This is a genomic window from Streptococcus mitis, assembly GCF_023109235.1.
Taxonomy (GTDB): Bacteria; Bacillota; Bacilli; order Lactobacillales; family Streptococcaceae; genus Streptococcus; species Streptococcus mitis_DA.
Window position 1 is genome coordinate 125,271 of the sequence record NZ_JALDUC010000004.1, and the last position, 21,344, is coordinate 146,614.

General features: G+C 40.4%; 21 protein-coding genes. All 21 read right to left on the minus strand.

The genetic code is table 11. The features are described from left to right. Positions 1-5: 5 nt before the first annotated feature. The 21 genes from M1F55_RS03865 to M1F55_RS03965 all read right to left on the minus strand — a co-directional run bounded on the left by M1F55_RS03865 (position 6) and on the right by M1F55_RS03965 (position 21,213). Positions 6-569 (minus strand): redoxin family protein, encoded by a 564-nt coding sequence (locus M1F55_RS03865; RefSeq protein WP_247947306.1) that lies wholly within the window; start codon positions 567-569, stop codon positions 6-8. 13 nt (positions 570-582) lie between these two features. Further along, positions 583-1,293: a cytochrome c biogenesis CcdA family protein gene (ccdA2, locus tag M1F55_RS03870; protein ID WP_247947307.1), complete on the minus strand. Its 711-nt coding sequence runs from the start codon at positions 1,291-1,293 to the stop codon at positions 583-585. A 166-nt stretch (positions 1,294-1,459) separates the two neighbouring features. After that, positions 1,460-2,008 carry a GNAT family N-acetyltransferase gene (locus M1F55_RS03875; protein WP_078238107.1) on the minus strand — a complete coding sequence of 183 codons (549 nt, stop codon included), beginning with the start codon at positions 2,006-2,008 and terminating at the stop codon, positions 1,460-1,462. A gap of 396 nt (positions 2,009-2,404) precedes the next feature. Further along, complete coding sequence (nadE, locus tag M1F55_RS03880) at positions 2,405-3,229, minus strand: ammonia-dependent NAD(+) synthetase (protein ID WP_078238108.1); 825 nt, start codon at positions 3,227-3,229, stop codon at positions 2,405-2,407. After that, the gene (locus M1F55_RS03885; protein WP_247947308.1) at positions 3,226-4,686 is read right to left on the minus strand and encodes a nicotinate phosphoribosyltransferase; all 1,461 of its coding nucleotides are present in this window, start codon (positions 4,684-4,686) and stop codon (positions 3,226-3,228) included. Before M1F55_RS03885 ends, nadE begins: the two co-directional genes overlap by 4 nt. Positions 4,687-4,801: 115 nt before the next feature. Further along, positions 4,802-5,290: a DUF6773 family protein gene (locus M1F55_RS03890; RefSeq protein ID WP_247947309.1), complete on the minus strand. Its 489-nt coding sequence runs from the start codon at positions 5,288-5,290 to the stop codon at positions 4,802-4,804. Then, positions 5,280-5,489 carry a helix-turn-helix transcriptional regulator gene (locus tag M1F55_RS03895; protein WP_173875948.1) on the minus strand — a complete coding sequence of 70 codons (210 nt, stop codon included), beginning with the start codon at positions 5,487-5,489 and terminating at the stop codon, positions 5,280-5,282. The genes M1F55_RS03890 and M1F55_RS03895 overlap by 11 nt, the downstream gene beginning before the upstream one ends. Before the next feature lie 378 nt (positions 5,490-5,867). After that, a complete protein-coding gene (locus M1F55_RS03900) occupies positions 5,868-6,596 on the minus strand; it encodes a hypothetical protein (RefSeq protein ID WP_247947310.1) in 729 nt (242 codons plus the stop codon). 15 nt (positions 6,597-6,611) lie between these two features. Next, on the minus strand, positions 6,612-7,457 hold the full coding sequence (locus tag M1F55_RS03905) for an ABC transporter ATP-binding protein (RefSeq protein WP_247947311.1): 846 nt from the start codon (positions 7,455-7,457) through the stop codon (positions 6,612-6,614). A gap of 370 nt (positions 7,458-7,827) precedes the next feature. Then, positions 7,828-8,238 carry a GNAT family N-acetyltransferase gene (locus M1F55_RS03910; RefSeq protein WP_247947312.1) on the minus strand — a complete coding sequence of 137 codons (411 nt, stop codon included), beginning with the start codon at positions 8,236-8,238 and terminating at the stop codon, positions 7,828-7,830. A gap of 100 nt (positions 8,239-8,338) precedes the next feature. Continuing rightward, positions 8,339-9,703, minus strand: coding sequence for an amino acid permease (locus M1F55_RS03915; RefSeq protein WP_223336253.1), 1,365 nt, complete (start codon positions 9,701-9,703; stop codon positions 8,339-8,341). A gap of 73 nt (positions 9,704-9,776) precedes the next feature. Then, a complete protein-coding gene (gene greA / locus M1F55_RS03920) occupies positions 9,777-10,259 on the minus strand; it encodes a transcription elongation factor GreA (protein ID WP_000818750.1) in 483 nt (160 codons plus the stop codon). Between the two features lie 60 nt (positions 10,260-10,319). Beyond that, positions 10,320-12,074 (minus strand): endolytic transglycosylase MltG, encoded by a 1,755-nt coding sequence (mltG, locus tag M1F55_RS03925; RefSeq protein ID WP_247947313.1) that lies wholly within the window; start codon positions 12,072-12,074, stop codon positions 10,320-10,322. 79 nt (positions 12,075-12,153) lie between these two features. Continuing rightward, on the minus strand, positions 12,154-12,648 hold the full coding sequence (locus tag M1F55_RS03930; RefSeq protein ID WP_247947314.1) for a GNAT family N-acetyltransferase: 495 nt from the start codon (positions 12,646-12,648) through the stop codon (positions 12,154-12,156). An 8-nt stretch (positions 12,649-12,656) separates the two neighbouring features. Further along, complete coding sequence (locus M1F55_RS03935; protein ID WP_247947315.1) at positions 12,657-13,112, minus strand: GNAT family N-acetyltransferase; 456 nt, start codon at positions 13,110-13,112, stop codon at positions 12,657-12,659. Between the two features lie 9 nt (positions 13,113-13,121). Beyond that, entirely contained in the window at positions 13,122-14,456 is a 1,335-nt protein-coding gene (gene murC / locus M1F55_RS03940) for a UDP-N-acetylmuramate--L-alanine ligase (protein ID WP_247947316.1), read from the minus strand. Positions 14,457-14,466: 10 nt separating this feature from the next. After that, a complete protein-coding gene (locus M1F55_RS03945) occupies positions 14,467-15,084 on the minus strand; it encodes a divisome accessory protein ZapJ (protein ID WP_223340475.1) in 618 nt (205 codons plus the stop codon). 47 nt (positions 15,085-15,131) lie between these two features. Beyond that, a complete protein-coding gene (locus M1F55_RS03950; RefSeq protein ID WP_247947317.1) occupies positions 15,132-18,230 on the minus strand; it encodes a pilus expression-regulating Snf2 family helicase in 3,099 nt (1,032 codons plus the stop codon). Positions 18,231-18,322: 92 nt separating this feature from the next. Beyond that, on the minus strand, positions 18,323-19,489 hold the full coding sequence (locus M1F55_RS03955; protein WP_247947318.1) for a MalY/PatB family protein: 1,167 nt from the start codon (positions 19,487-19,489) through the stop codon (positions 18,323-18,325). Between the two features lie 7 nt (positions 19,490-19,496). Further along, the gene (locus tag M1F55_RS03960) at positions 19,497-20,591 is read right to left on the minus strand and encodes a cystathionine gamma-synthase (protein WP_247947319.1); all 1,095 of its coding nucleotides are present in this window, start codon (positions 20,589-20,591) and stop codon (positions 19,497-19,499) included. A 166-nt stretch (positions 20,592-20,757) separates the two neighbouring features. Beyond that, positions 20,758-21,213, minus strand: coding sequence for a hypothetical protein (locus M1F55_RS03965; RefSeq protein ID WP_247947320.1), 456 nt, complete (start codon positions 21,211-21,213; stop codon positions 20,758-20,760). Between the last annotated feature and the right edge of the window lie 131 nt (positions 21,214-21,344).

Consider the following 21,344-nt stretch of genomic DNA (forward strand, 5'->3'; position numbering starts at 1 on the left):
TTTCGCTACCCCATTTCTTTCAATGTCTTTAAAATCATATCCTTATCCATAAAACCAGGTTGCGTTTTGACCAGCTTGCCTTCCTTGTCTATAAAGGCTTGAGTTGGGTAAGAACGAACACCATAACTTTCCAAGAGTTTGCCTGACGGGTCAATTAGAACTGGGAAATTTTTATAATCCAAGCCCTTGTACCAGTTCTTGAAGTCAGCTTCTGCTTGTTCACCTTTGTGTCCAGGAGAGACCACTGTCAAGACAACATAGTCGTCTCCAGCACTTTTAGCAATTTCATCCGTATCTGGAAGACTGGCTAGACAGATGGAACACCAAGAAGCCCAGAATTTAAGATAGACTTTCTTACCCTTATAATCAGATAAACGATAAGTCTTGCCATCAACTCCCGTCAGTTCAAAATCAGCAACCGCCTGACCTTTAGTCGCAGTTTGCGAACTAACTTGTTCTGTTTTTGTTTGCTCCTTCATAGTAGATTGGTCTGACATATTTTTAGCCGAACAGGCTGCCAAGCAACAGATTGAGCCTACTCCAAGGAGACATGTTTGCCATTTTTTCATTTCTTCTTCCTCTCTATTCAAATAATGTAGTCAAAATGGAAGCATTCCCCAAAAGCACCAAGATTCCCATCACGATAATGAGGAAACCACCTACTTTTTTGAGGGTTCCAAGGTAGGGATGAAGTCTTCGGAAATGTTTCAAAACATAGCTGGAGGCAAGAGCCAGAACTAAGAATGGTAGCGCTAACCCCAGCGTATAAATTAACATGAGACCAGCTCCCTGCCAAGCACCTGAACCACCTGAAGCCGCCAAAGCCAAAACAGAGCCCAGAACCGGTCCCACACATGGTGTCCAAGCAAAACTAAAGGTCAACCCCAGTAAAAATGCCTGACTATAGCCCTTACCTTTTTGCCCCTGTCCCTGTAATTGTAGCCTTTTTTCCTTGTAGAGTCCTTTCAAATGTAAGACTTCCATCTGGTGCAAGCCCAAGAAAATGATAACCGCACCCGTCACATACTGAAACCAAGAAGCATACAGCAAATTGCCTAAAAAACCAGCTCCATAGCCTAGTAAGATAAAAACAAAGGATACCCCTGCTATAAAGGCCAAAGTTCTCAATAGACTAACAAGTGAGATTGAATATTTTCCACTAGAAGCCTGAGCACCATCTTTGTCATCCAACAAGACCCCTGCATAAACCGGTAACAAGGGTAAGATACAAGGAGAAAAGAAGGAAAGAATTCCAGCAAGAAAAACACTGATAAAAAAGATTATATTATCCATTGCCTTCCTCCATTCTTTGATTTGATAGGACTATTATAGCCCCAAAACTCCAGAAAAAACAGGGACAATGATAGGGAAAAATAGGAATTTAGTCAGATTATGTAAAAAATGTTGTAAAAAAAGCCAGACACAGTCTGACTTGGATGGAAACAGAAAAGAACATTCACTAGTCTTCCCTACTTATCTGATAATAAATAAGGTCCGCAAGATAGCCTTTTCTCTCTACACCATTGGTAATAGTCTTTAGATAGGACATTCCAGCCTTCTCCATGACACGACCTGAAGCTGGATTGAGACTAGCATATCGTGCTCTGACATCTTGAAAACCTGCTTGAGTAAAACAAAAGTCCAAGACAGCTTTCAAGGCCTCTGTCATAATCCCATGTCCCCAGTAAGCCTTGCCTAGCACATAGCCAATTTCACAAGAAAAATCGTTCTCATCTATTGCAACTATGCTGATATCTCCTATCACCTGCTCCGGGTTTTCTTTGAGACAAATGGCCCATTTGTAATAGTTGGGATTAGCATAGGAGGCAATCCAATTACGAATCGAGTTTCGAGTCACCTCGACATCAGGATGAGGATCCCAAGTGACGTAGGTTAGGTTTTCAGCGGACGAAGCCCAATTCTGAAACATGGCTTCTGCATCACTTTCCACAAATCTTCGCAAGATTAAACGATCTGTCTGTAATATTTTCGTACCGATTGCTTTCATGACGCTACCTCGCTTTCTAATAGATGATTCTCTGCCCAATCTCAATTTAGATTTACTTTGCTTTTGAATTTCAAGGTAATAAGCTAAAAAGGTCCCCCGGACCTTCTTCGATTACCTGTTTCCATGCTCGGGGTAAAAGGACTAAACTCAGCAACAGCTAGAAAACAAGTTTTTCATCTAGTTCCTTGATGCAGTCGCTGTCTGGTTTGAAATACGCTCTAGCAAGCTTTTTCAAACCTAGTCATCGTTGCGGGGGTGAGACGACGAAATCGAACTCTTCAAGTTACCGGACCTTCTCTCACTTTCTTATTTCAAGGTGAGAGACTGAAAACCTCCACTGGAGGTTCCTCGTTTTCCCGTTTCTAGACTCGGGCTAAAAAGGTCCCCCGGACCTTTTTACTCCCAAAAGTCATCAAAAATTGTGATTGGTAGGTGGCGTTTGTGTTGGCCTTTGTGCCACCAGTTTTCGATTCTTTCTTGGGCTTCTGAGCTGATTTTTTTGCCTTCTAGGTAGTCGTCAATCTCTTCATAAGTGACTCCAAGGGCCACTTCGTCTGCTAGGCCTGGTTTGTCTTCTTCTAGGTCTGCTGTTGGGATTTTTTCATAAAGGGCTGGGTCTGCACCAAGTTCCTGCAAGAGTTGTTTTCCTTGGCGTTTATTGAGGCGGTAAAGAGGGAGAATATCCGCACCACCGTCACCAAACTTGGTAAAGAAACCTGTGATATTTTCCGCGGCGTGGTCTGTCCCAATGACCGCTCCACTATGGGCACCCGCAAGGGCATATTGGGCAATCATACGACTACGAGCCTTGATATTTCCCTTGTTGAAGTCTGAAACAGGACTTCCTGTCGCTTCAACTGCAGCTGTCATAGCATCTGCAGACTCCTTGATATTCACCACTAAACTGATGTCTGGCTGGATAAAGGCTAGGGCTTTTTGAGCATCTGCTTCATCAGCTTGCACTCCATAAGGCAGACGGACAGCGATAAATTTGTAGCTGTCATCACCCGTTTCTGCTCGCAGTTCTTCCATAGCTAATTGAGCTAAACGTCCTGCTAAAGTCGAGTCCTGCCCTCCAGAAATTCCTAGTACAAAAGTTTTTAGGAAGGGATGCTTTTTCAAGTATCTTTTTAAGAAATCAACGGAACGACGAATTTCTTCCTGGGCATCAATCACTGGTTTCACGCCCAGTTCTTGGATAATCGTTTCTTGCAAACTCATTCTTCTTCTCCTTCACCGAGGGCTTCCTTACGCATTTTGTCAATCAAGTCCATCTTGTCTTGCCATACATCACGCGCCAAATCGACTGGATAGTGCTGCGGATTGAGCACACGCTTATACTCATCCCAAAGCTTGTCAAATTCCTTACGAGCATAATCCTGAATCTCAGTCAAACTAGGCAAGTTGTAAATCAATTTTCCGTCTTGGAAGATATCCACTAAGAGAGGAACGGCGTCAAAATTACGAACGGTCTTCTTGATGTAGGTATAAGTCGGATGGAACATCTTGATTTCCGTCATGTCGCTCACATCCACACCGTCATAAGTGATGTAGTCTCCTTCTGACTTGCCTTTTTCACGACTGGTAATGCGCCACACCTGCTTCTTACCTGGCGTAGACACTTTTTCAGCATTATTTGACAGCTTAATCGTATTGCGCATGTTCCCATTTTCATCTTCAATGGCCACAATCTTATAAACTGCCCCAAGAGCTGGCTGGTCATAGGCTGTAATCAGCTTAGTTCCCACACCCCAGACATCAATCTTGGCCTTTTGCATCTTGAGGTTGAGGATGGTATTTTCATCTAGATCATTAGAAGCATAAATCTTAGCCTCTGTAAATCCAGCCTCGTCCAGTTGCTGACGAACTTTCTTGGAAATGTAGGCAATATCCCCAGAGTCAATCCGCACACCCATAAAGTTAATCTGGTCCCCCAACTCACGCGCTACCTGAATAGCAGCTGGCACACCGATGCGAAGGGTGTCATAGGTATCCACAAGAAAGACACAGTTTTTGTGGGTCGCAGCGTAAGCCTTAAAGGCCTCATAGTCGTTACCATAAACCTGCACCAAGGCATGGGCGTGAGTCCCCAAGACAGGAATGTCAAAGAGTTTACCAGCACGCACGTTGCTAGTTCCATTGGCGCCACCAATCACCGCTGCGCGTGTTCCCCAGATAGCCGCATCCATCTCTTGAGCCCGACGTGTCCCAAACTCCATTAAAGGTTCATCTTCAATGACTGAACGAATACGAGCTGCCTTAGTCGCCACCAAGGTCTGGTAGTTGACGATGTTCAAAAGAGCCGTTTCGACCAACTGACATTGTGCTAGAGGGCCTTCCACCTGCACAATCGGTTCATTGGCAAAAACCAAATCCCCTTCTTGGGCAGAACGAACGGTCAACTCCAACTGGAAATTGCGAAGGTAATCCAAGAATGCCCCATGATAGCCTAGAGACTCCAAATAGGCAATATCACTATCTGAAAAACGCAAGTCTTCAAGATAATTCACAATTCTTTCCAAACCTGCAAAAACCGCATAGCCATTCTTAAAAGGCTGTTGGCGGAAATAAACCTCAAAGACCGCCTTTTTATTGTGAATTCCTTGGTCAAAGTAAACCTGCATCATGTTAATCTGGTACAAGTCCGTGTGCAATGTCAAACTATCATCTAGATACATACTTTTCCTACTTCCTTAGCTAGAAACCCATGAAAATTTTCAAAAACTTTCATTCATTCCAATAAATTAGTACTATTATATCACATTTTAGCTGGATTGAGAAAAGAGTAACAAGCTATTCTCCACTCTCCAGTTCATCCATATCTTGTTCAAACTTTTTCTGAGCCCATTCGCCATAACTTTTAAGGCCGAGATTACCGATAAAAACCCAAGGAAGGTAAATCAGATAAGTAATGACCCAAGCAGATAAGTATTTAACGTTCAAAGGATTGTGCTGATAAATTTCTATGTTGAATTGATAATTCTGTAACATCAAAAGAGCTGTAATAGCCAAAGTTAGAAAAAAACAACCCAAAATCGTAAAATGAAAACGACTATAGTAGGTCACTCCCAGATAACGGGCACGATTGAAAAAGAAGAAAATTCCTACTATCAGAGTATAGACTAGAAAATTCGGATTAAAAATAGATGGAGCCAACACTGCCACCAAATAGCTTAGAAGTACAAGCCCAATAAAGAGTGAAAAAGATTCTGCCCCAGCTTTATTGATTAATTGTTCTTCTCTTTCGTCAAGTAATTGATAATGAATGAATTTAGTTACCATCTTCTTCCTCCCAAAATAATTGGTCTAGGGTTTTCCCTAAACATCTGCAAATGGACTGGCAGAGCGAGAGACTGGGATTGTATTTTCCCGCCTCTATCAAACCAATAGTCTGGCGCGTCACCCCCACAGCCTCTGCCAGTTGACCTTGAGTTAAATCAAGCTCTACCCGAGCTAATTTTAATTTTAAATTTTTAGCCACCTGCGTCCTCCTTATAGTTTTAATACTCATCTACTCTTAAAAAATCCAAAACCAACACAAGCTGTCAGCTATTTATTATAACCTCATTAATTAGCACTCCAATATTATCTTCAGCCTAAAACCAGTATGTTGGATTGTTTGAAATAAACTTCCTAGTTTACTCTTTTATTTTTGTTTAGTATTAGCTTTAGTAGGGTCTTTTAAACGAGTTTTGATTGCTTGTATTTCTTGTTTAGTTGATTTCATATCACTATTATATAATGCTTTTAGAAATGAGTCTAGCATAAGACAAAAACGTGTACACAACAAGAGCAGGAGCATAGCAAGATGACTGATTTTTTGCTGGATTTTAAGTCTGCAAAATAATACTAAATAAAACTAAAATGAATACTTCTTGCTTTTCTTGATAGTGAAAAAGCACAATAAAATGATTATAGTGATTACCACAAGATACTGACTAATAGACATCGTATTTGAAGCCACAAATACAGGTAAAGAATAAAAAGGAAGAAGTTCAATTGCTTTGATAAACAAATCATTGCTAGTATTCATCATAATCGTATTTAATATATTAGGGATAAAGAGTAGTAAAGCTACTAAAATACCAAATACCAAGCCACTTTTCAATTTGTATAAATAGAAAATGTAAGATAATAGAAAATAAAATAGGACTAACAAAATTGTATTGACTACAATGGCTACTATAAAATCTAATCCTAAATCACCTGTAACACCCAATTTACTTACGATGACTAATAACACAATACCATTCAAAGCATAGATAATGGAAACTGAGATGGCATATAGAAAATTAGACAAGACGTAAATCATCCGATTCTTCTGTTGATTATAAAACAAACTTACCGTATTGTGGGAAAAATCTCTACTAATGACTCGGTTAGCATGTATAACAGCCATTAACATACCAAGCATAGCATAAAAATTTGAAATATGCTTAATACCAAGTGATGTCCCTTGAGTCTTTAGAATAAAGAATGCAACCAATATCGGCGGTATAAACGAGATAATCAATCCTAGATATATTACGCCTGATGAATATAAATCCCTTATATTTTCCTTAAGAAAATTCAATTTATTTAATTTCATGATTATAACCTTCCTTTATTTTGAACGATTCAGATAAATATCTTTAAGCGTCTCTTTTTTAGTTTCAAAATCAACTACTTTAATAGAGTTTTCGTTAAAAAATTTAAAAAGCTCACTACTTTGAATATTCCCAGACATAGTAATTCTCAGTCCCTCTTCCTGAACAATATCCCCAAATTCTTGTTTGGTAATGAAAATGTCTCTATCTGTAGCTGATGAAAAAGCTATCTCAAACAAGCAATTATGACTATCTTTTCCTACTTTTTGGAATGTCAAAAGCCCGTTCTCCAAGAAAAGAACCCTTTCACAAATTTCTTCAATATCTTCTAATTTATGACTTGATATTAAAATTCCCACATTTTCATGTAAAGCTAAATTTTTTAGAGCCGCTAAAACTATTTGTGATGATTCAATATCTAAACCATTAGTCGGTTCATCTAAAATCAATATATCAGGTTCCGAAACGAGAGTTAGAAGCAAAGCTAATTTTTGTTTTGTACCCAAAGAATAGGTCTTTACTTTTTTATTAATAGACTGAGTCAAATCTAACTCTTGAATCAAACTCCCAAATCTTTCTTGATTGTAGTCAACACCATATAAATTTGCCAGATATTTTAAATTCTCTAAACCTGTTTTGGATAAAAATAATTTTGGTTCTTCGATTAAATACCCAACATTATCACTACTTATAATATTCCCTGAAGTCGGTTGGTTATTCTGAACAAGAATTTTCATCAATGTACTCTTGCCAACTCCGTTTCTCCCTACTAGACCAACAATTTCACCCTTGTTAAGTGCAAAATTTATATCTTTGAGAATGATTGAATGACCATAACGCTTACTTACATTTATAACTTCCATTTTTTATTCCTCCATTAATATTCTTTGTTTTCTCTTTGATTCTCATTAATTTTAAAAAGCTGCGCCTCTTTTTAACAACATTATATCATATATCTAACTTAATGCAATATATAAATGTCATTTTGTAAAATTTTATTAACAAAAACTCTCTATCATAAAAAATAGAGAGTGTTGAGTTTAAATATAGGATTTTAAAATATCGGCGACATCACTTCTTTTCTTAACCTGATAGGCCTTGATGACCAATTTCTCAGCTGCGATTGCATTATCCTCAATATCGTCTAGAAAGACACAATTTGTAGGATTTAAGGGGTATTTTATCGAGACTTATGTCAAGAACCCCTCTTTGCCTTATGCTTTCATATTCTACTTACAAATCCTTTTGGTAATAAAATCTTTGCCCTGTGTAGGGATAGTCTTGCAAAGCAAAGACTTCCTTGTATCCATGTTTTTGATAAAAGTCTGGAGCTTGAAACTGGTAAGTATTGACAAAAGCAAAATGACAGTTTCGATTCTTAGCTTCAGTTTCTGCTTGTTGCAACAGTTTTGAACCGATTCCTTGCCCTCTCAGTTCCTCTTTTACAAATAAATACTCGATTTCTAGCCAATTTCCAAAAGTCTCTGCTATCAAACCTGCCAGGAGATTGCCCTTTTCATCTTCGACATAAAGATTAAGTGGCTCACTTTCAGCCTCTTCTCTTTTTGAACGATTATAAGCACGAATCAAATTCCCAATTTCTTGTGATTTATGGGATTCCTTATTTTCCAATCTAAAGTACATCTAAACCTCCTTAAACACTGTTACAGCTTGATTATAGTCTTATTTCAATAGACTGTCAAACTAGCAAAAACTCACCAACCTAAGCTGATGAGTTTCAAATCTATTTTCTAAATTTCCACTGGCTGTAAATCCCGAAACCGATAATCCAGATAGCTGATCCAATTGCTCCGACAAATGTAGACTCTTGTAAAAAGAGGGTTACAAAGACAAAGGCAAAGAAGAGCATGGTTAAAGGATTTAGGAAACGATAATGGGGCATGAGATAGCCATCCGCCATAAAGTCTGGTGACTTGCGGTATTTAAGGTGAGCCACCATGATTAAGATATAAATGGCGATATAGACACCTGATGATGATGCTGTAATCAAGGCAAAGGCATCCGAAACACCTGGCAAGATATTGATAAAGGCTGCTAGAGCAATCAAGATTGCTGAAGCGATGATGGCATTTTGTGGCACATTGTGACGAGAAAGAGTATCTGCCTTAATCGCCTTTAAGAATGGGTTTGGCGAATCATGAGCAATCTGGTACAAATGACGCCCTGTTGAGTAGAGGGTTGAGTTGAGAGCAGATGCTGCTGAGGTCAAAACAACGAAGTTAATCAAGGCTGCTGCCCACTTGATACCTGCCAATTCAAATACTGTAACAAAAGGAGAATCAGCCGAGGCAAGTTCACGCCACGGAATGATAGCCATGATGGCTAAGAGGGCTCCTCCATAGAAAAAGGCGATACGCAAAGGAATTTCCTTAACGGCTTTTGGTAAGACCTGACGTGGATTTTTGGTTTCAGAAGTTGTTACCCCGATAAACTCAATCATGAGGTAAGCAAAGAACACCATTTGGAAGGCCATGACAAAGTTCACTCCACCATTAGGGAAGAGGGAGAAATTGTCAGTGATATTGGCCAAACTTGCTACTCCATGAGGCGTCTTAAAGCCAGTCAAGACCATAAAGACTCCTGTTGCAATCATGGCTAAAATAGCCACAATCTTGACCATCGCAAACCAAAACTCAACTTCACCAAAGAGCTTCACTGCAATCAGATTGACCAAGGCTAAAATGGTCAAAAATCCAATCTCAATCATCCAACTTGGCCAGCTAGGAAACCAAAACTGAACATAGTGAGAGATAGCTGTGATTTCCGCCATACCGATAAAGACAACGGATAGCCAGTAAGACCAAACTGAGAAATAGCCCCAGCCCTTACCCAAATGGCGCGTGATAAAGTTGATAAAGGTATGTTGCTCAGGGTCTTGGTAGAGCATTTCCCCAACCGCACGCATCATGAGGAACATAAAAGCCCCAGTAATCATATAAATCAGTACAATGGACGGACCTGTTAGGCTAATTGAGCGACCCGCTCCCAAAAAGAGTCCTGTTCCGATTGTTCCGGCGATGGCCATAACCTGTACGTGACGATTAGTTAAACCACGCTCCATCTTATTTTTTTTCTTCTTTGAACTCATATAGTCTCCAATTCAATTTAAAATGGAAAAAGGAGTGAGTGAAGCGCACTGCCTCCCCACTCCTTTTTTTGTTTTAGGCTGTTTTTTCAACCTTCAAGATTTTTACATCATAGCTACCAACAGGTGTTTCAATAGTTGCTGTGTCACCTGTTTTCTTACCAATCAAAGCTTGTCCAATTGGGCTTTCATTTGAAACCTTACCTGCAAAAGCATCTGCACCAGCTGAACCTACGATAATATAAACTTCTTCTTCGTCCTCACCAATTTCTTGGATAGTGACTGTTTTACCAATCGCTACTTCATCTTGGGCAACTGAGTCGCTATTGACGATTTCAGCATAACGGATTTTTGTTTCCAAGCTAGAGATTTGTCCTTCAACAAAGGCTTGTTCATCCTTAGCTGCTTCGTACTCACTGTTTTCAGAAAGGTCACCGTATGAACGGGCAATCTTAATGCGTTCTACCACTTCTGGACGGCGGACCAATTTCAATTCTTCTAATTCTTTTTCAAGTTTTTCCTTTTCCGCAAGGGTCATAGGATATGTTTTTTCTGCCATTTTTCTCAACTTTCTTTCGATAGTATTGAATCTCTATCTGAGATTCTCATTTTTGTAGTCTTAGTTTGAACTACTATTTTGAGTAAGCTTGCTATTGACGTGCTCAGCTACATTACGATCATGTTCTTCCTGTGTCACTGCGTAATAGACTTTACCATCTGTAACATTGGCTACAAAATAGAGGTTCTCACTCTTTGTTTGGTTGATACTTGCTTCAATCGCGTCCTTACTTGGACTATCCACTGGACCAGGCATCAAACCAGGTTTTGTATAAACATTGTATGGTGAATTAATCGATGTATCAATTCCAGCGTCATCTGCTAGGCTGATATTTTGGCCAAGTTTGCCTTGAGCATACAAGATTGCGATATTGCTTTGAAGTGGCATACCAAGGTTCAAACGATTGTAGAAGACACCTGCAATCAATTTACGATCTTCAGTCTTAGCACCTTCTTTTTCAACAAGTGAAGCAATTGTTAGCAATTCATTAACTGTCAAGTTCTTAGACTTAATTGCACTATAGTGCGGAGTCAAGGTCTTATCCATGGCTGCCAACATCTCATCAATCAAGCTTTCAATAGTCGTGCTTTCCTTGATAGAGTAGGTCGCTGGGAAAAGATAACCTTCCAAACGGTAACGAACTCCACTTTCTTTCGTTGGCAAGCTTTCGAGTAGGTTTGGATATTTAGCAACTTCTTGACTGATAAAGTTGTCATCTTGCACCTTAGCCAAGAAGGCTTCCGCTGTCAAAGGTTCTTTAAATTCACCTTGTAATTGGCCTACAGCTTGGGCAATTTGATCAATCGTATATCCTTCTGGAATGGTTAAATCTGCAAGTGAAGGTTCTTGAGGTTCAGGAGTACCACCTTTTTGTAGTTCCTTAATGATATCCTCTGTACTCATGCTCTTTTGCAAATTGTAATATCCAGCCTTCAAATCTGAATAATTCTTATATTTCGCATAGAAAGCAAAAATCACTCCGTGTTTAATCACACCAGCATTTTCAAGTGCTGATCCAATCTCTTGGACATTGGATCCTTCCGGGATTTGAACGGTTACATACTGCTTAGAATTAGCATCAACTGGTAATAAAGATGACTGAACATACTGATAACCGAAGTAACCACCTGCCGAAATCAGGGCAAGGAAAATCAGTAGTGAAATGAAGAAAGCCTTCAAATGTGATTTTTTCTTCTTAACTGGTTTAACTGTCTCACGACGACTACGACGTAGAGTTGCAGGCATTTCTTCTACAGCTTTCTTTTCCACTAGTGGTTGTGAAGTAGAAACTTCTTTTTTTACTACTTCTTTCTGCCCTTCTGTCTTATAAGAAACAGCTACTCTTGTTGGGATTTCATTAAATTCCTTTTCTACTTTTCTAGGACTAACAGGTCCTGGAGTTGGTCTTGATACTCCCTCCGCTGATGGAGTAGAAGGTCCTTCTTGACTCGGGTGACTAGGAGCAAGTGGAGCTTGTCTTACAGCCTCTTCCGCGGGAGAAGAAGGAACATCTTGACTGGGATGACTTGGAACAGTAAGAGTTTCTCTTTTTATCTCATCTGCTGGAGAAGCTGGTAAATCTTGGCTGGGGTGAGTCGGCACGGTAGGAGCGTTTCTCATAATATCCTCTACAGCTGATAGAGAATCTTCCATCAAGTCTTCTATTGACTGATCATTTTTAGAAGAAAGTTGAGGTTTTATTGAAGCTAAATTAACTTCTTCCTGATCTTCTTCATGTTTTTTAACTCGTTCTAAATCACGTAAAATCTGCTCTTTAAAGCTTAATTTTTCGTCTTCTCTTGGCTTTTCACTCAAAAGTTTATCCTCCTCGTTGACAATCCATAGTATTATATCTTAAAAACGAAAGAAAAGCAACCTAGCATGCTTTTCTAGCTTATTTTTTAGCTTCCCAGACCATATCATACCAAGTTTCCCCTGCAAAGGTTGACTGAGACTGGCCTTCATTGACAAATCCATGTTTTTCGTAGTAGGCGATGAGATAGTCATGACAGGTTAGGTTAATGCCTTCTCTTTCGTATTCAAGAGCCAGTTCTTTCAAGGCTGTTAGTAATTTCTGACCAAGTCCAAGGCCCTGTGCCTCCTCGGCAATAGAAAGACAGGTCACAGAGATATAACCACCAGGTTCATGACTATGGTCTTCTATCTCCTCTGTAAAGGACTGGTCTTGCAGATGGCGGTATGGTCCAACTGGCCCTTCTATATACCCCATGATTCTGCCCTCTTTTTCTGCAACCAGAAACGAGGTCTGAATTTCTCGCAAATGTGCTTCAAAAACAAAGCGAGGAATGGCTTCTTCAATCGAGAAATTTTCTAGTTCAATCTCAACGATACGATCCAAATCTTCTAATCTTGCTTTCCTAATTTCCATTTTGCCTCCTAAAAAAAGAGATTAAACCAAATCATATTAAAACCTTGACTAGCTGCATAAAGCGAATCTGTCTCTTCTTCATCAATAAAACCGTTCATTTCAAAATAGGAAAGCAACTCATCCGGACTCTTTAAACGAATAGCTTTGTAATCCAGCTTAACTGCCACATCTTTCAAAGCCGCAAGAAGAAGCGTTCCCAAGCCCTGTCTCTGATGGTCAGACTCAATGACTAAAGAATGTATTTCTAGACATTTTGGATTGTGTGGGTAAGGACCACCTAGAACATAGCCTAGCAGCTGATTTTCATCCCTAGCTAGAAGAAAGGTATCCGCAGACTTACGGATACTTTCTTCTAAAATATGGGAAGGTTGCTGCTTTTCAGCTGGAAAAGATGTGGCCTGAAGTGTCTCTATCTCAGCCAAATCAGACTTACTTGCCTGAATGATCTTAATTGGAATTTCCATGGAAAAATCCTATTGAACATTGCTTGTCAAGTTAGACAAGAGTCGCTCAAATGAGTATTCATAGGTTTGGATATCTCCTGCTCCCATAAAGACATAGACAGCATTATCATGGTCTAGGAGTGGAGAAACATTTTCAACAGTGATCACTTGGTGTTTCTTGTTGATTTTATTGGCTAGGTCTTCCACTTTAACATCACCATGGTCTACTTCACGAGCAGATCCATAAATTTGGGCTAGGTAAACAGCATCCGCTTGATTCAAAGCATAGGCAAATTCATCCAACAAGGCAATAGTTCTTGTAAAGGTATGAGGTTGGAAGACTGCAACAATTTCCTTGCTTGGGTATTTCTGACGAGCTGCATCCAAGGTAGCAATAATTTCTGTTGGATGGTGGGCAAAGTCATCGATAATCACCGTGTCATTGACAATTTTCTCAGTGAAACGACGCTTAACACCGGCAAAAGTTTTCAGGTGTTCACGCACCAAGTTCAAATCAAATCCTGCTGTGTAAAGCAATCCAATAACGGCTGTCGCATTCATGATATTGTGACGACCAAAGGTTGGAATATGGAATTGCCCTAAGTCTTGTCCACGGAAATGAACTGTGAAGGTTGAACCAGTTGTTGAACGAAGAAGATCGCTAGCTACAAAATCATTGCCTTCTGCTTCAAAACCATAATAATAAATTGGTGCATCAGACGTAATCTTACGCAATTCAGTATCCTCACCGTAGATAAACAAACCTTTGGTAATTTGTTTAGCATAGTCGTTAAAGGCATTGAAAACATCCTCTAGACTTGTGAAATAGTCTGGATGGTCAAAGTCAATGTTGGTAATAATAGAATATTCTGGGTGGTAAGGCATGAAGTGGCGCTCATATTCGTCAGATTCAAAGACAAAATATTTGGCATTGGCTGAACCACGACCTGTCCCATCTCCGATTAAGAAGCTCGTATCTGTGATGTGCGACAAGACATGAGACAACATACCTGTCGTTGAAGTTTTTCCGTGCGCTCCAGCAACTCCCATGCTAACAAAGTCACGCATAAAGCTACCTAGGAACTCATGGTAACGTTTATAGCTGATACCATTTTGGTCTGCATAGGCAATTTCGACGTTGTTATCTGGACGAAAGGCATTTCCAGCGATAATTTCCATATCACCGTCTAGATTCTTTTCATCAAAAGGAAGAATGGTGATTCCTGCCTGCTCAAGACCACGTTGAGTAAAGTAATACTTTTCAACATCTGAACCCTGTACCTTATGCCCCATTTGGTGCAACATCAAGGCCAAGGCACTCATACCTGATCCCTTAATTCCAATAAAATGATATGTCTTTGACATGTTTTCTCCCCTATTCCGTAATTCTTGTCAGATTCAACTCTTGGGCCACCTGACGTTCTTGTTCTTTTTGTTGATTCTTTTTATTGTAGATTTGGCTCTTTTTCAGAAAATCATAGTTGTTTTTCTTTGGGCCCGAAGTTTCTTTTGGCTCAGCTTGAGTCGAAATATTGTTCACTTCTTCCGCCAAGATGTAATGAGACTGGGTCAATTTTTGACTGTATTTGACAAATTCGCCAGGATTTTCCTTTTGGAAAGGCGCGGTAGGTTGATTGCTCTGTCTATCCAAACGTTGCTGAGAAGGGCGCCTTGTAGGAGTAATATCCTTAGTCAGATAACTTGCTGAGCGCTTCTTTTTCAAATCCGCACGCGCTTCTTCACGCGCCACCTCCGCATAGCTCTTTCCTTCTTTTTTAACTCCTAAACCAGCCTTCTTAGGTTTCTCTACGGGCTTTTCAATCGGTTTTGCTGGTTTTTCTTCAGTAATAGGGGCCCACTCCAGATAATTCTTATCACGGTATTCTCCCTTGATATTACTGATAAAGTCAGATTCATCATAGAGGTCCATAACCGGCATCTCAGTCAACATGATCTCATCATCTGACACCAATGGAAATCGTTCTTCTCTCATTTTCTATTTCCTTTCAACACTTCATTATAGCGTATTGTCTTGATTTTTCAAGTGCTGGCTTCAGAAATTCCCAAAATTTCTCTAATTTCTGCTAGGCTGAGACTGCCACGTGACTCTGTTCCATCCAATACTTGTGACACTAGATGTTTCTTTTGTTTTTGGAGTTCCTGAATTTTTTCTTCAATGGTTCCCCTGGTTACTAAGCGATAAACCTCAACCGTTTCTTCCTGACCTATCCGATGGGCACGGCCAATAGCTTGCGCTTCCACCGCAGGATTCCACCAAAGGTCAACCAAAATAACCGTATCAGCACCTGTCAGATTCAGACCGACACCACCAGCCTTGAGGGAAATCAGAAAGGCATCTCTTTCCCCTTGGTTAAAGGCTTTGGTCATGTCTTGTCTTTCCTTGGCTGGGGTCGAACCGGTAATTTTAAAGGAAGTCAAGCCCAAGTCTGGCAATTCTTGTTCAATTTTCTCCAACATTCCCTTGAACTGCGAGAAAATCAAGACACGATGTCCGCCGTCTGCCACCTGTAGTAGCAGGTCTCGAAGACTATCCAGTTTGCCACTGGCTCCCTGATAATCTTCCATAAAGAGGGCAGGAGTGTCACAGATTTGACGCAAGCGCATCAGACCAGACAAGATTTCCACACGACTTCGCTGAAATTCCTGATCTGACACTTGAGCCAGACGGTCTCGCATCTGTTGCAACTGGGCTAGGTAAATAGCCTTTTGCTGGTCTTCCAGTTCATTCTTATAAACCACTTCTATCAAATCTGGCAATTCAGTCAGAACTTCTTCTTTCTTGCGTCGCATAACGAAAGGCTTGATAAACTGAGCTACTCGCTCAGCTGGCAATTTCATAAATTCTTTCTTGCTTGGCAAGAGTCCTGGCATAACAATTTGGAAAATAGACCACAACTCACCCAGATGATTTTCAATAGGAGTTCCTGACAAGGCAAAAACTGACGGCACCACAAATTGTCTCAAGGTCTGGGCAATCTTGGTCTGGGCATTTTTCATGACCTGAGCTTCATCTAAGAAAAGGAAGTCAAAGGCCATCCCCTGATAAAGATCACTGTCCTGACGGAAGGTAGCATAACTCGTCACATAGATTTGATGACTCTCAGCAAGAATCTCTTCACGACTAGCTTTCAAACCATGAACAACAGCCACATCCAACTGTGGGGCAAATTTCTGAAATTCATCCGCCCAGTTGTAAATCAAACCTGACGGAGCTAAAATCAAAACCCGACTTTCTTTTGTCACTTGACTGGTCAAAAAAGCAATAGTCTGTAGGGTTTTACCAAGTCCCATATCATCAGCCAAAATCCCACCAAAACCATAATAATGGAGCATTTGCAACCAACGAATTCCCTTTTCCTGATAATCTCGTAAATCAGCCTGAACCTGAGTTGCTTGCAAAGGAAAGTCCTCTGGATGCGTCAAATCCTGGGCCAGATTCTGGAATTCTTGTGAAAAAGAAACACGGTCACGCCCCTCAAAAAGATGAGCTAAACTGTAGGCCAAGGATTTTCGAGCCTGCAAGGCCCCATCTTTTAATTCAAACTGCCCCAGTTCCTGTAGATTTTGGCGAATTTTCTTGGTTTCTTCATCAAAAAAGTAGACTTGATTAGACGAACCAATGTAAAAATCTTGATTGGCAACCAAGGCCTGCATGGCTTGGTCGATTTCCTCTTGGGCAATATCTTGAAAATCAAACTGGATTTCCAAGAGACCTCCCTTGGAAGCAATCTGCACTTGAGGGCTCGCTAGGTTATAAAGTTCTTCTAACTTGTCTGATAGGTCAACATGCCCGAGTTTTTCAAAGACTGGGATGATATCATGGAAGAAATGATAGACAGATTCTGCTTTTAAGGCCTGACGCCAAGATTGAAAATCGGCTTCAAATCCAGCTGCCAAACAGACTTGGAAAATTCTTTCTTCTAAGTCAGCATCACTCGAAAATGGCAATTCTTCTAGCTCTTGTCGGCTAGATACCTGTCTATCCCCATAATCAAACTGAATTTCTAAACGAATCCGATTGTCCTCTTCCCTGTCAAAGTAAAAAGAGGGCGTAAAGATTTTGATTTGTAAACGTTCTGGAGCTGAAACTGTCCCCATCTGGCTAAAAAGAGTTAAACAAGAAGCCAACTTATCTCGGTCACTACTATCAAATTGCAGGTATTTCTTTCCATGCTGATCCAAAGGCAACGCTTTGATTTCCTTGAAAAGACGTATCTGCTGGTCTGTTAGAAAATAAACCTGTCCTTTATGGAAAAGTACGGCTCCCTGGTAAAAGACATTGACTCTATGACTCTCACTGATTTCCATTTCAAAATAATCCGAGTATTCTGTTACTGTAAAGGCAAATAGATTGGCATCCGCATTCATATCCTGAAAGAGCAGTGTTTGGTAGCTATCCACTTGATGGTCAAATTGAAAATGGGGCAGGGTCATCAGTAAATTCACACCCTGCTCAAAAAAGGTCAGAGGGAAAAAAAGGTGTCGGCCTTGATTTTGGAAAAAGAGGTCTGGAGTCAGTCCTTCCTCCGTTAGTCCGCGCAAGAAAGTAAGAAGCTCTTGGCTGGCTTCATCAAAGACTTCCAAAGACAGAGACTCCTCATAAGTTTTTCCAATCATATAAGGTTTTCTCTGCTCGACAACCCTTAAAAAGAGTGGAATGTCCCGAATGACATAGTATTTTTGGCTATTGATTTGCCCGATTCTAAGGGTCCACAAGATATGATTGGTTCCTGCTTCCACTTGCCCCACAGCCGATAATTCATAGGCACGTTCTGTTTTTGGAGGCAAGATTCGGTCCAAAAATTTGCCACCCAAGGTTACCTTGGTTTCAACGGCCTCTTTTTCTTCATGACCTTCTTCCAGACTTTGCAAGATTTCCTGACCACGCTCATCATTTTTCAGAAAATGCTCCAGCGCTGCCAAGTGCACACAGTAGCCCCTCTTTTGGAAAAAATCACAGGCACAAAAAACCAAATCATCCTCTAAACTATAGCGCAGTTCTTCTTCTGCAACACGAGCGTAGAGCCGATTATTCTTTTCCTTGATGATGTCAACTTTACCAGTTTCATAAAGGGCAACGCCTTCGATACGGACTTTCCCCGGAATCAATTTAGCCATATTTCTACCTTTACCTTATCTTTTTATTATACCATATTTTCTTCTATGAAAATAGCCTCCTAGGAAGACTTTTCTCCTAGAAGGCTGGATTTTTAAAGTTTGGCAAAAGTCGCCACAATCCGCTGACAAACTTCTTGCAACAGAGGTTTAGGCATGGCTACATTGAGGCGGGCATGGAGACTTCCTTCCTCTCCAAAATCCAAACCACGGTTAAGGATAACCTTAGCTTCATTTCTCAACAGCTCTTGCAATCTTTCATCAGTCAGGTCATAGGCTGAAAAATCAAGCCAAATCAAGTAGGTTCCTTGCGGTTTCATAACCTTGATTTCAGTCTCTTTACCAAATAAATCCACCACATAATTGATGTGGTCTTCAAAGACTGGCTTGAGTTCCTCTAGCCAATCCTTCCCATATCGATAGGCAGCTTCTGTCGCCAAATAACCCAAGCCTGAAATTTCATGTTGATTATTGGCCAACTGGCGTTTCTGGTAAGCCAGTCTCAACTTAGGATTTTCAATGACTGCATAGGAATTTTTTGTCCCCGCAATATTAAAGGTTTTAGTGGCACTGCTCAAGACAATCGCAAAATCTTTGAAGGCAGGATTAATGGTATTGAAAGAATGGTGTTTGTGACCAAAGAGGGCCAAATCTTGGTGAATCTCGTCCGAAATCAAGAAAACACCGTGTTTCTGGCAGAGTTGGCCAATCTTTTCCAAGACTTCTTTTTCCCAAACACGTCCACCAGGATTGTGAGGGTTGCAGAGGATATAAAGTTTTACATCATCTTCCACCAAATCCTTCTCCAGCTTGTCAAAGTCAATCTCAAACAGACCATCCTTTTCCACCAAAGAATTGGTAATCAATCTACGATTGTTCAACTTGACACTACGAGCAAAAGGTGGATAGACAGGTGTGTTAATCAGAACTGCTTCTCCTTCTTTTGTAAAGGCTTGAATAGCTGTTGAGATGGCCGGTACCACACCCTCGATAAAGACAAGAGCCTCTTTGTCAAAGTGATAACCATGTTGTGTAGCTTCCCACTTTTGAACTTCCTTAATTAACTCTTCACTAGCATAAGTATAGCCATAGACCAGTTGATCAGCGTAAGTTTGCACGGCTTGGCGGATTTCAGGCAAGACTACAAAGTCCATATCCGCTATCCAAGCTGGTAGAACTTCACTATCCGTTTCCGCCTCTTTCCATTTATAGGTATGATGCCCTAAACGATTGGGCAGGCTTGTAAAATCATATTTTCCCATCTTTGTCTTATCCTTCTAATGCTTGGCGCAAATCTGCAATCAAATCTCTAGCATCCTCAATCCCAATTGACAAGCGCAAGAGGTCATCTGTCAAACCATAAGAATGGCGCACTTCTGCTGGAATATCGGCATGAGTTTGTGTCGTTGGATAAGTAATAAGACTTTCCACCCCACCCAAACTTTCCGCAAAAGAGAAGACCTTGAGGCTGTTCAAAATATGAGGAATACGTTTTTCATCTGCTACTTTAAAGGAAATCATGCCCCCTCGACCAGTGTAGAGAACTTCCTTAACTGCTGGAGAATCCTTCAAAAAAGCAACCACTTCTTGAGCATTGGCTGTTGAACGTTCCATACGAAGAGACAAGGTTTTGAGACCACGAATCAATTGATAACTATCAAATGGAGACAAGACTGCTCCTGTCGTATTGAGATTGTAGAAAAGCTTCTCGTATAGTTCTAAACTATTGGTCACAACCACTCCAGCCAAGACATCATTGTGGCCTGCTAGATACTTGGTTGCTGAATGAAGGACGATATCTGCTCCATCTTCAATCGGACGTTGGTAGATAGGGCTATAGAAGGTATTGTCCACCACCACTTCGGCACCCTTAGCATGAGCCAATTTTGCTAGTTTTTCAATATCAAATTCCAACATCAAAGGGTTGGTTGGAGTTTCGATATAGAGAACATCCACATCCTTCTCTAACTCGGCAATCAATTCTTCTTCTGTATTGGCATAGGTAAAATGGAAACGACCTTCCTGCTCCACTTGGTTGAACCAGCGGAAAGAACCACCGTAAAGGTCACGCACTGCCAAGACCTTACTTCCTACTGGAAAGACGCTAAAGGCCAGTACAATAGCTGACATACCTGAGCTAGTCGCTAGGGCATAGTCTGCTGACTCAATAGCCGCCAAGACTTCTTCCGCCTTACTGCGAGTTGGGTTTTTGGTGCGCGTATAGTCAAATCCAGTAGATTTACCAAACTCTGGATGCTGATAGGTCGTTGAAAAATGAAGCGGTGTCACCAAAGCTCCTGTCGCTTCATCTGACTTGATACCCGCCTGGGCCAAAATTGTGTTAATGTGTAATTCCTTGCTCATACAATACCTCCAAATCTATAGTAACTATTGTACCACTTATTTTCATCAACTCATTTTCTTCTTTTCAAGAGCTAGTTATAGTTTCAAACTATATACTTATCGAGTAAAGCCAAAAAAGAATCCAGAAAAACTTCCAGATTCTTTTGTAGCCATGATTACTAGAGTTTTATTTCGACTGAAAGAAATCGTGTTGGGCTAAATAGTCATAATGGTCTTTGTTAAATTGATATTGGCCCACATGCTGACTAATCTGACCGACATCCACAGAAAAAATGTAGGCTTCATTTTGATAGTTCCAGTTCAGCCTAACTGTATTCAAGACTGTCTGATAAGTAAAATCTTTAACATCATTCCAAGGTATCTCTACGACTTGATTAGAACGATTTTCAGTTACATCACTGATGTCCATCAAGTAGATACCCTTTGGTGTGAATGCCAGAATCTTAGGCTTCACACTCGACTGAACATAGTAACTTCCTCCTATAACGAAAAAATCAATAAAGGATTTCAGCCTTGTCTTTTTCTTAAAGACCATAAGAAAATTCTTTTGTCCTTCAATGTGGCAAGTTGAAAGAAAGGATTCAATCTGTTTTTCTGTCGCAAACTCCATAATAGCGCCCATGACCTTACCTCCATAACTATTAGTGGCTCTATAATATTTGTAGTGGGTAAATCTCCTATAAATATTATGGAGCCTATTTTTGTGTAGAAAAAAAGTCCCATATGACCTATAATGAAAAGCGACGAAACAAC

Excerpts from the sequence above, each read along its gene's own strand:
- M1F55_RS03885 (WP_247947308.1), bottom strand. The coding sequence starts at position 4,686 with ATGTATCTAGATGATAGTTTGACATTGCACACGGACTTGTACCAGATT.
- M1F55_RS03935 (WP_247947315.1), bottom strand. The coding sequence starts at position 13,112 with ATGGAAATTCCAATTAAGATCATTCAGGCAAGTAAGTCTGATTTGGCT.
- M1F55_RS03930 (WP_247947314.1), bottom strand. The coding sequence starts at position 12,648 with ATGGAAATTAGGAAAGCAAGATTAGAAGATTTGGATCGTATCGTTGAG.
- M1F55_RS03960 (WP_247947319.1), bottom strand. The coding sequence starts at position 20,591 with ATGAGCAAGGAATTACACATTAACACAATTTTGGCCCAGGCGGGTATC.
- M1F55_RS03905 (WP_247947311.1), bottom strand. The coding sequence starts at position 7,457 with ATGGAAGTTATAAATGTAAGTAAGCGTTATGGTCATTCAATCATTCTC.
- M1F55_RS03875 (WP_078238107.1), bottom strand. The coding sequence starts at position 2,008 with ATGAAAGCAATCGGTACGAAAATATTACAGACAGATCGTTTAATCTTG.
- greA (WP_000818750.1), bottom strand. The coding sequence starts at position 10,259 with ATGGCAGAAAAAACATATCCTATGACCCTTGCGGAAAAGGAAAAACTT.
- M1F55_RS03910 (WP_247947312.1), bottom strand. The coding sequence starts at position 8,238 with ATGTACTTTAGATTGGAAAATAAGGAATCCCATAAATCACAAGAAATT.
- M1F55_RS03865 (WP_247947306.1), bottom strand. The coding sequence starts at position 569 with ATGAAAAAATGGCAAACATGTCTCCTTGGAGTAGGCTCAATCTGTTGC.
- murC (WP_247947316.1), bottom strand. The coding sequence starts at position 14,456 with ATGTCAAAGACATATCATTTTATTGGAATTAAGGGATCAGGTATGAGT.
- M1F55_RS03945 (WP_223340475.1), bottom strand. The coding sequence starts at position 15,084 with ATGAGAGAAGAACGATTTCCATTGGTGTCAGATGATGAGATCATGTTG.
- ccdA2 (WP_247947307.1), bottom strand. The coding sequence starts at position 1,293 with ATGGATAATATAATCTTTTTTATCAGTGTTTTTCTTGCTGGAATTCTT.
- M1F55_RS03890 (WP_247947309.1), bottom strand. The coding sequence starts at position 5,290 with ATGGTAACTAAATTCATTCATTATCAATTACTTGACGAAAGAGAAGAA.
- M1F55_RS03950 (WP_247947317.1), bottom strand. The coding sequence starts at position 18,230 with ATGGCTAAATTGATTCCGGGGAAAGTCCGTATCGAAGGCGTTGCCCTT.
- M1F55_RS03955 (WP_247947318.1), bottom strand. The coding sequence starts at position 19,489 with ATGGGAAAATATGATTTTACAAGCCTGCCCAATCGTTTAGGGCATCAT.
- M1F55_RS03915 (WP_223336253.1), bottom strand. The coding sequence starts at position 9,703 with ATGAGTTCAAAGAAGAAAAAAAATAAGATGGAGCGTGGTTTAACTAAT.
- M1F55_RS03965 (WP_247947320.1), bottom strand. The coding sequence starts at position 21,213 with ATGGGCGCTATTATGGAGTTTGCGACAGAAAAACAGATTGAATCCTTT.
- nadE (WP_078238108.1), bottom strand. The coding sequence starts at position 3,229 with ATGAGTTTGCAAGAAACGATTATCCAAGAACTGGGCGTGAAACCAGTG.
- M1F55_RS03900 (WP_247947310.1), bottom strand. The coding sequence starts at position 6,596 with ATGAAATTAAATAAATTGAATTTTCTTAAGGAAAATATAAGGGATTTA.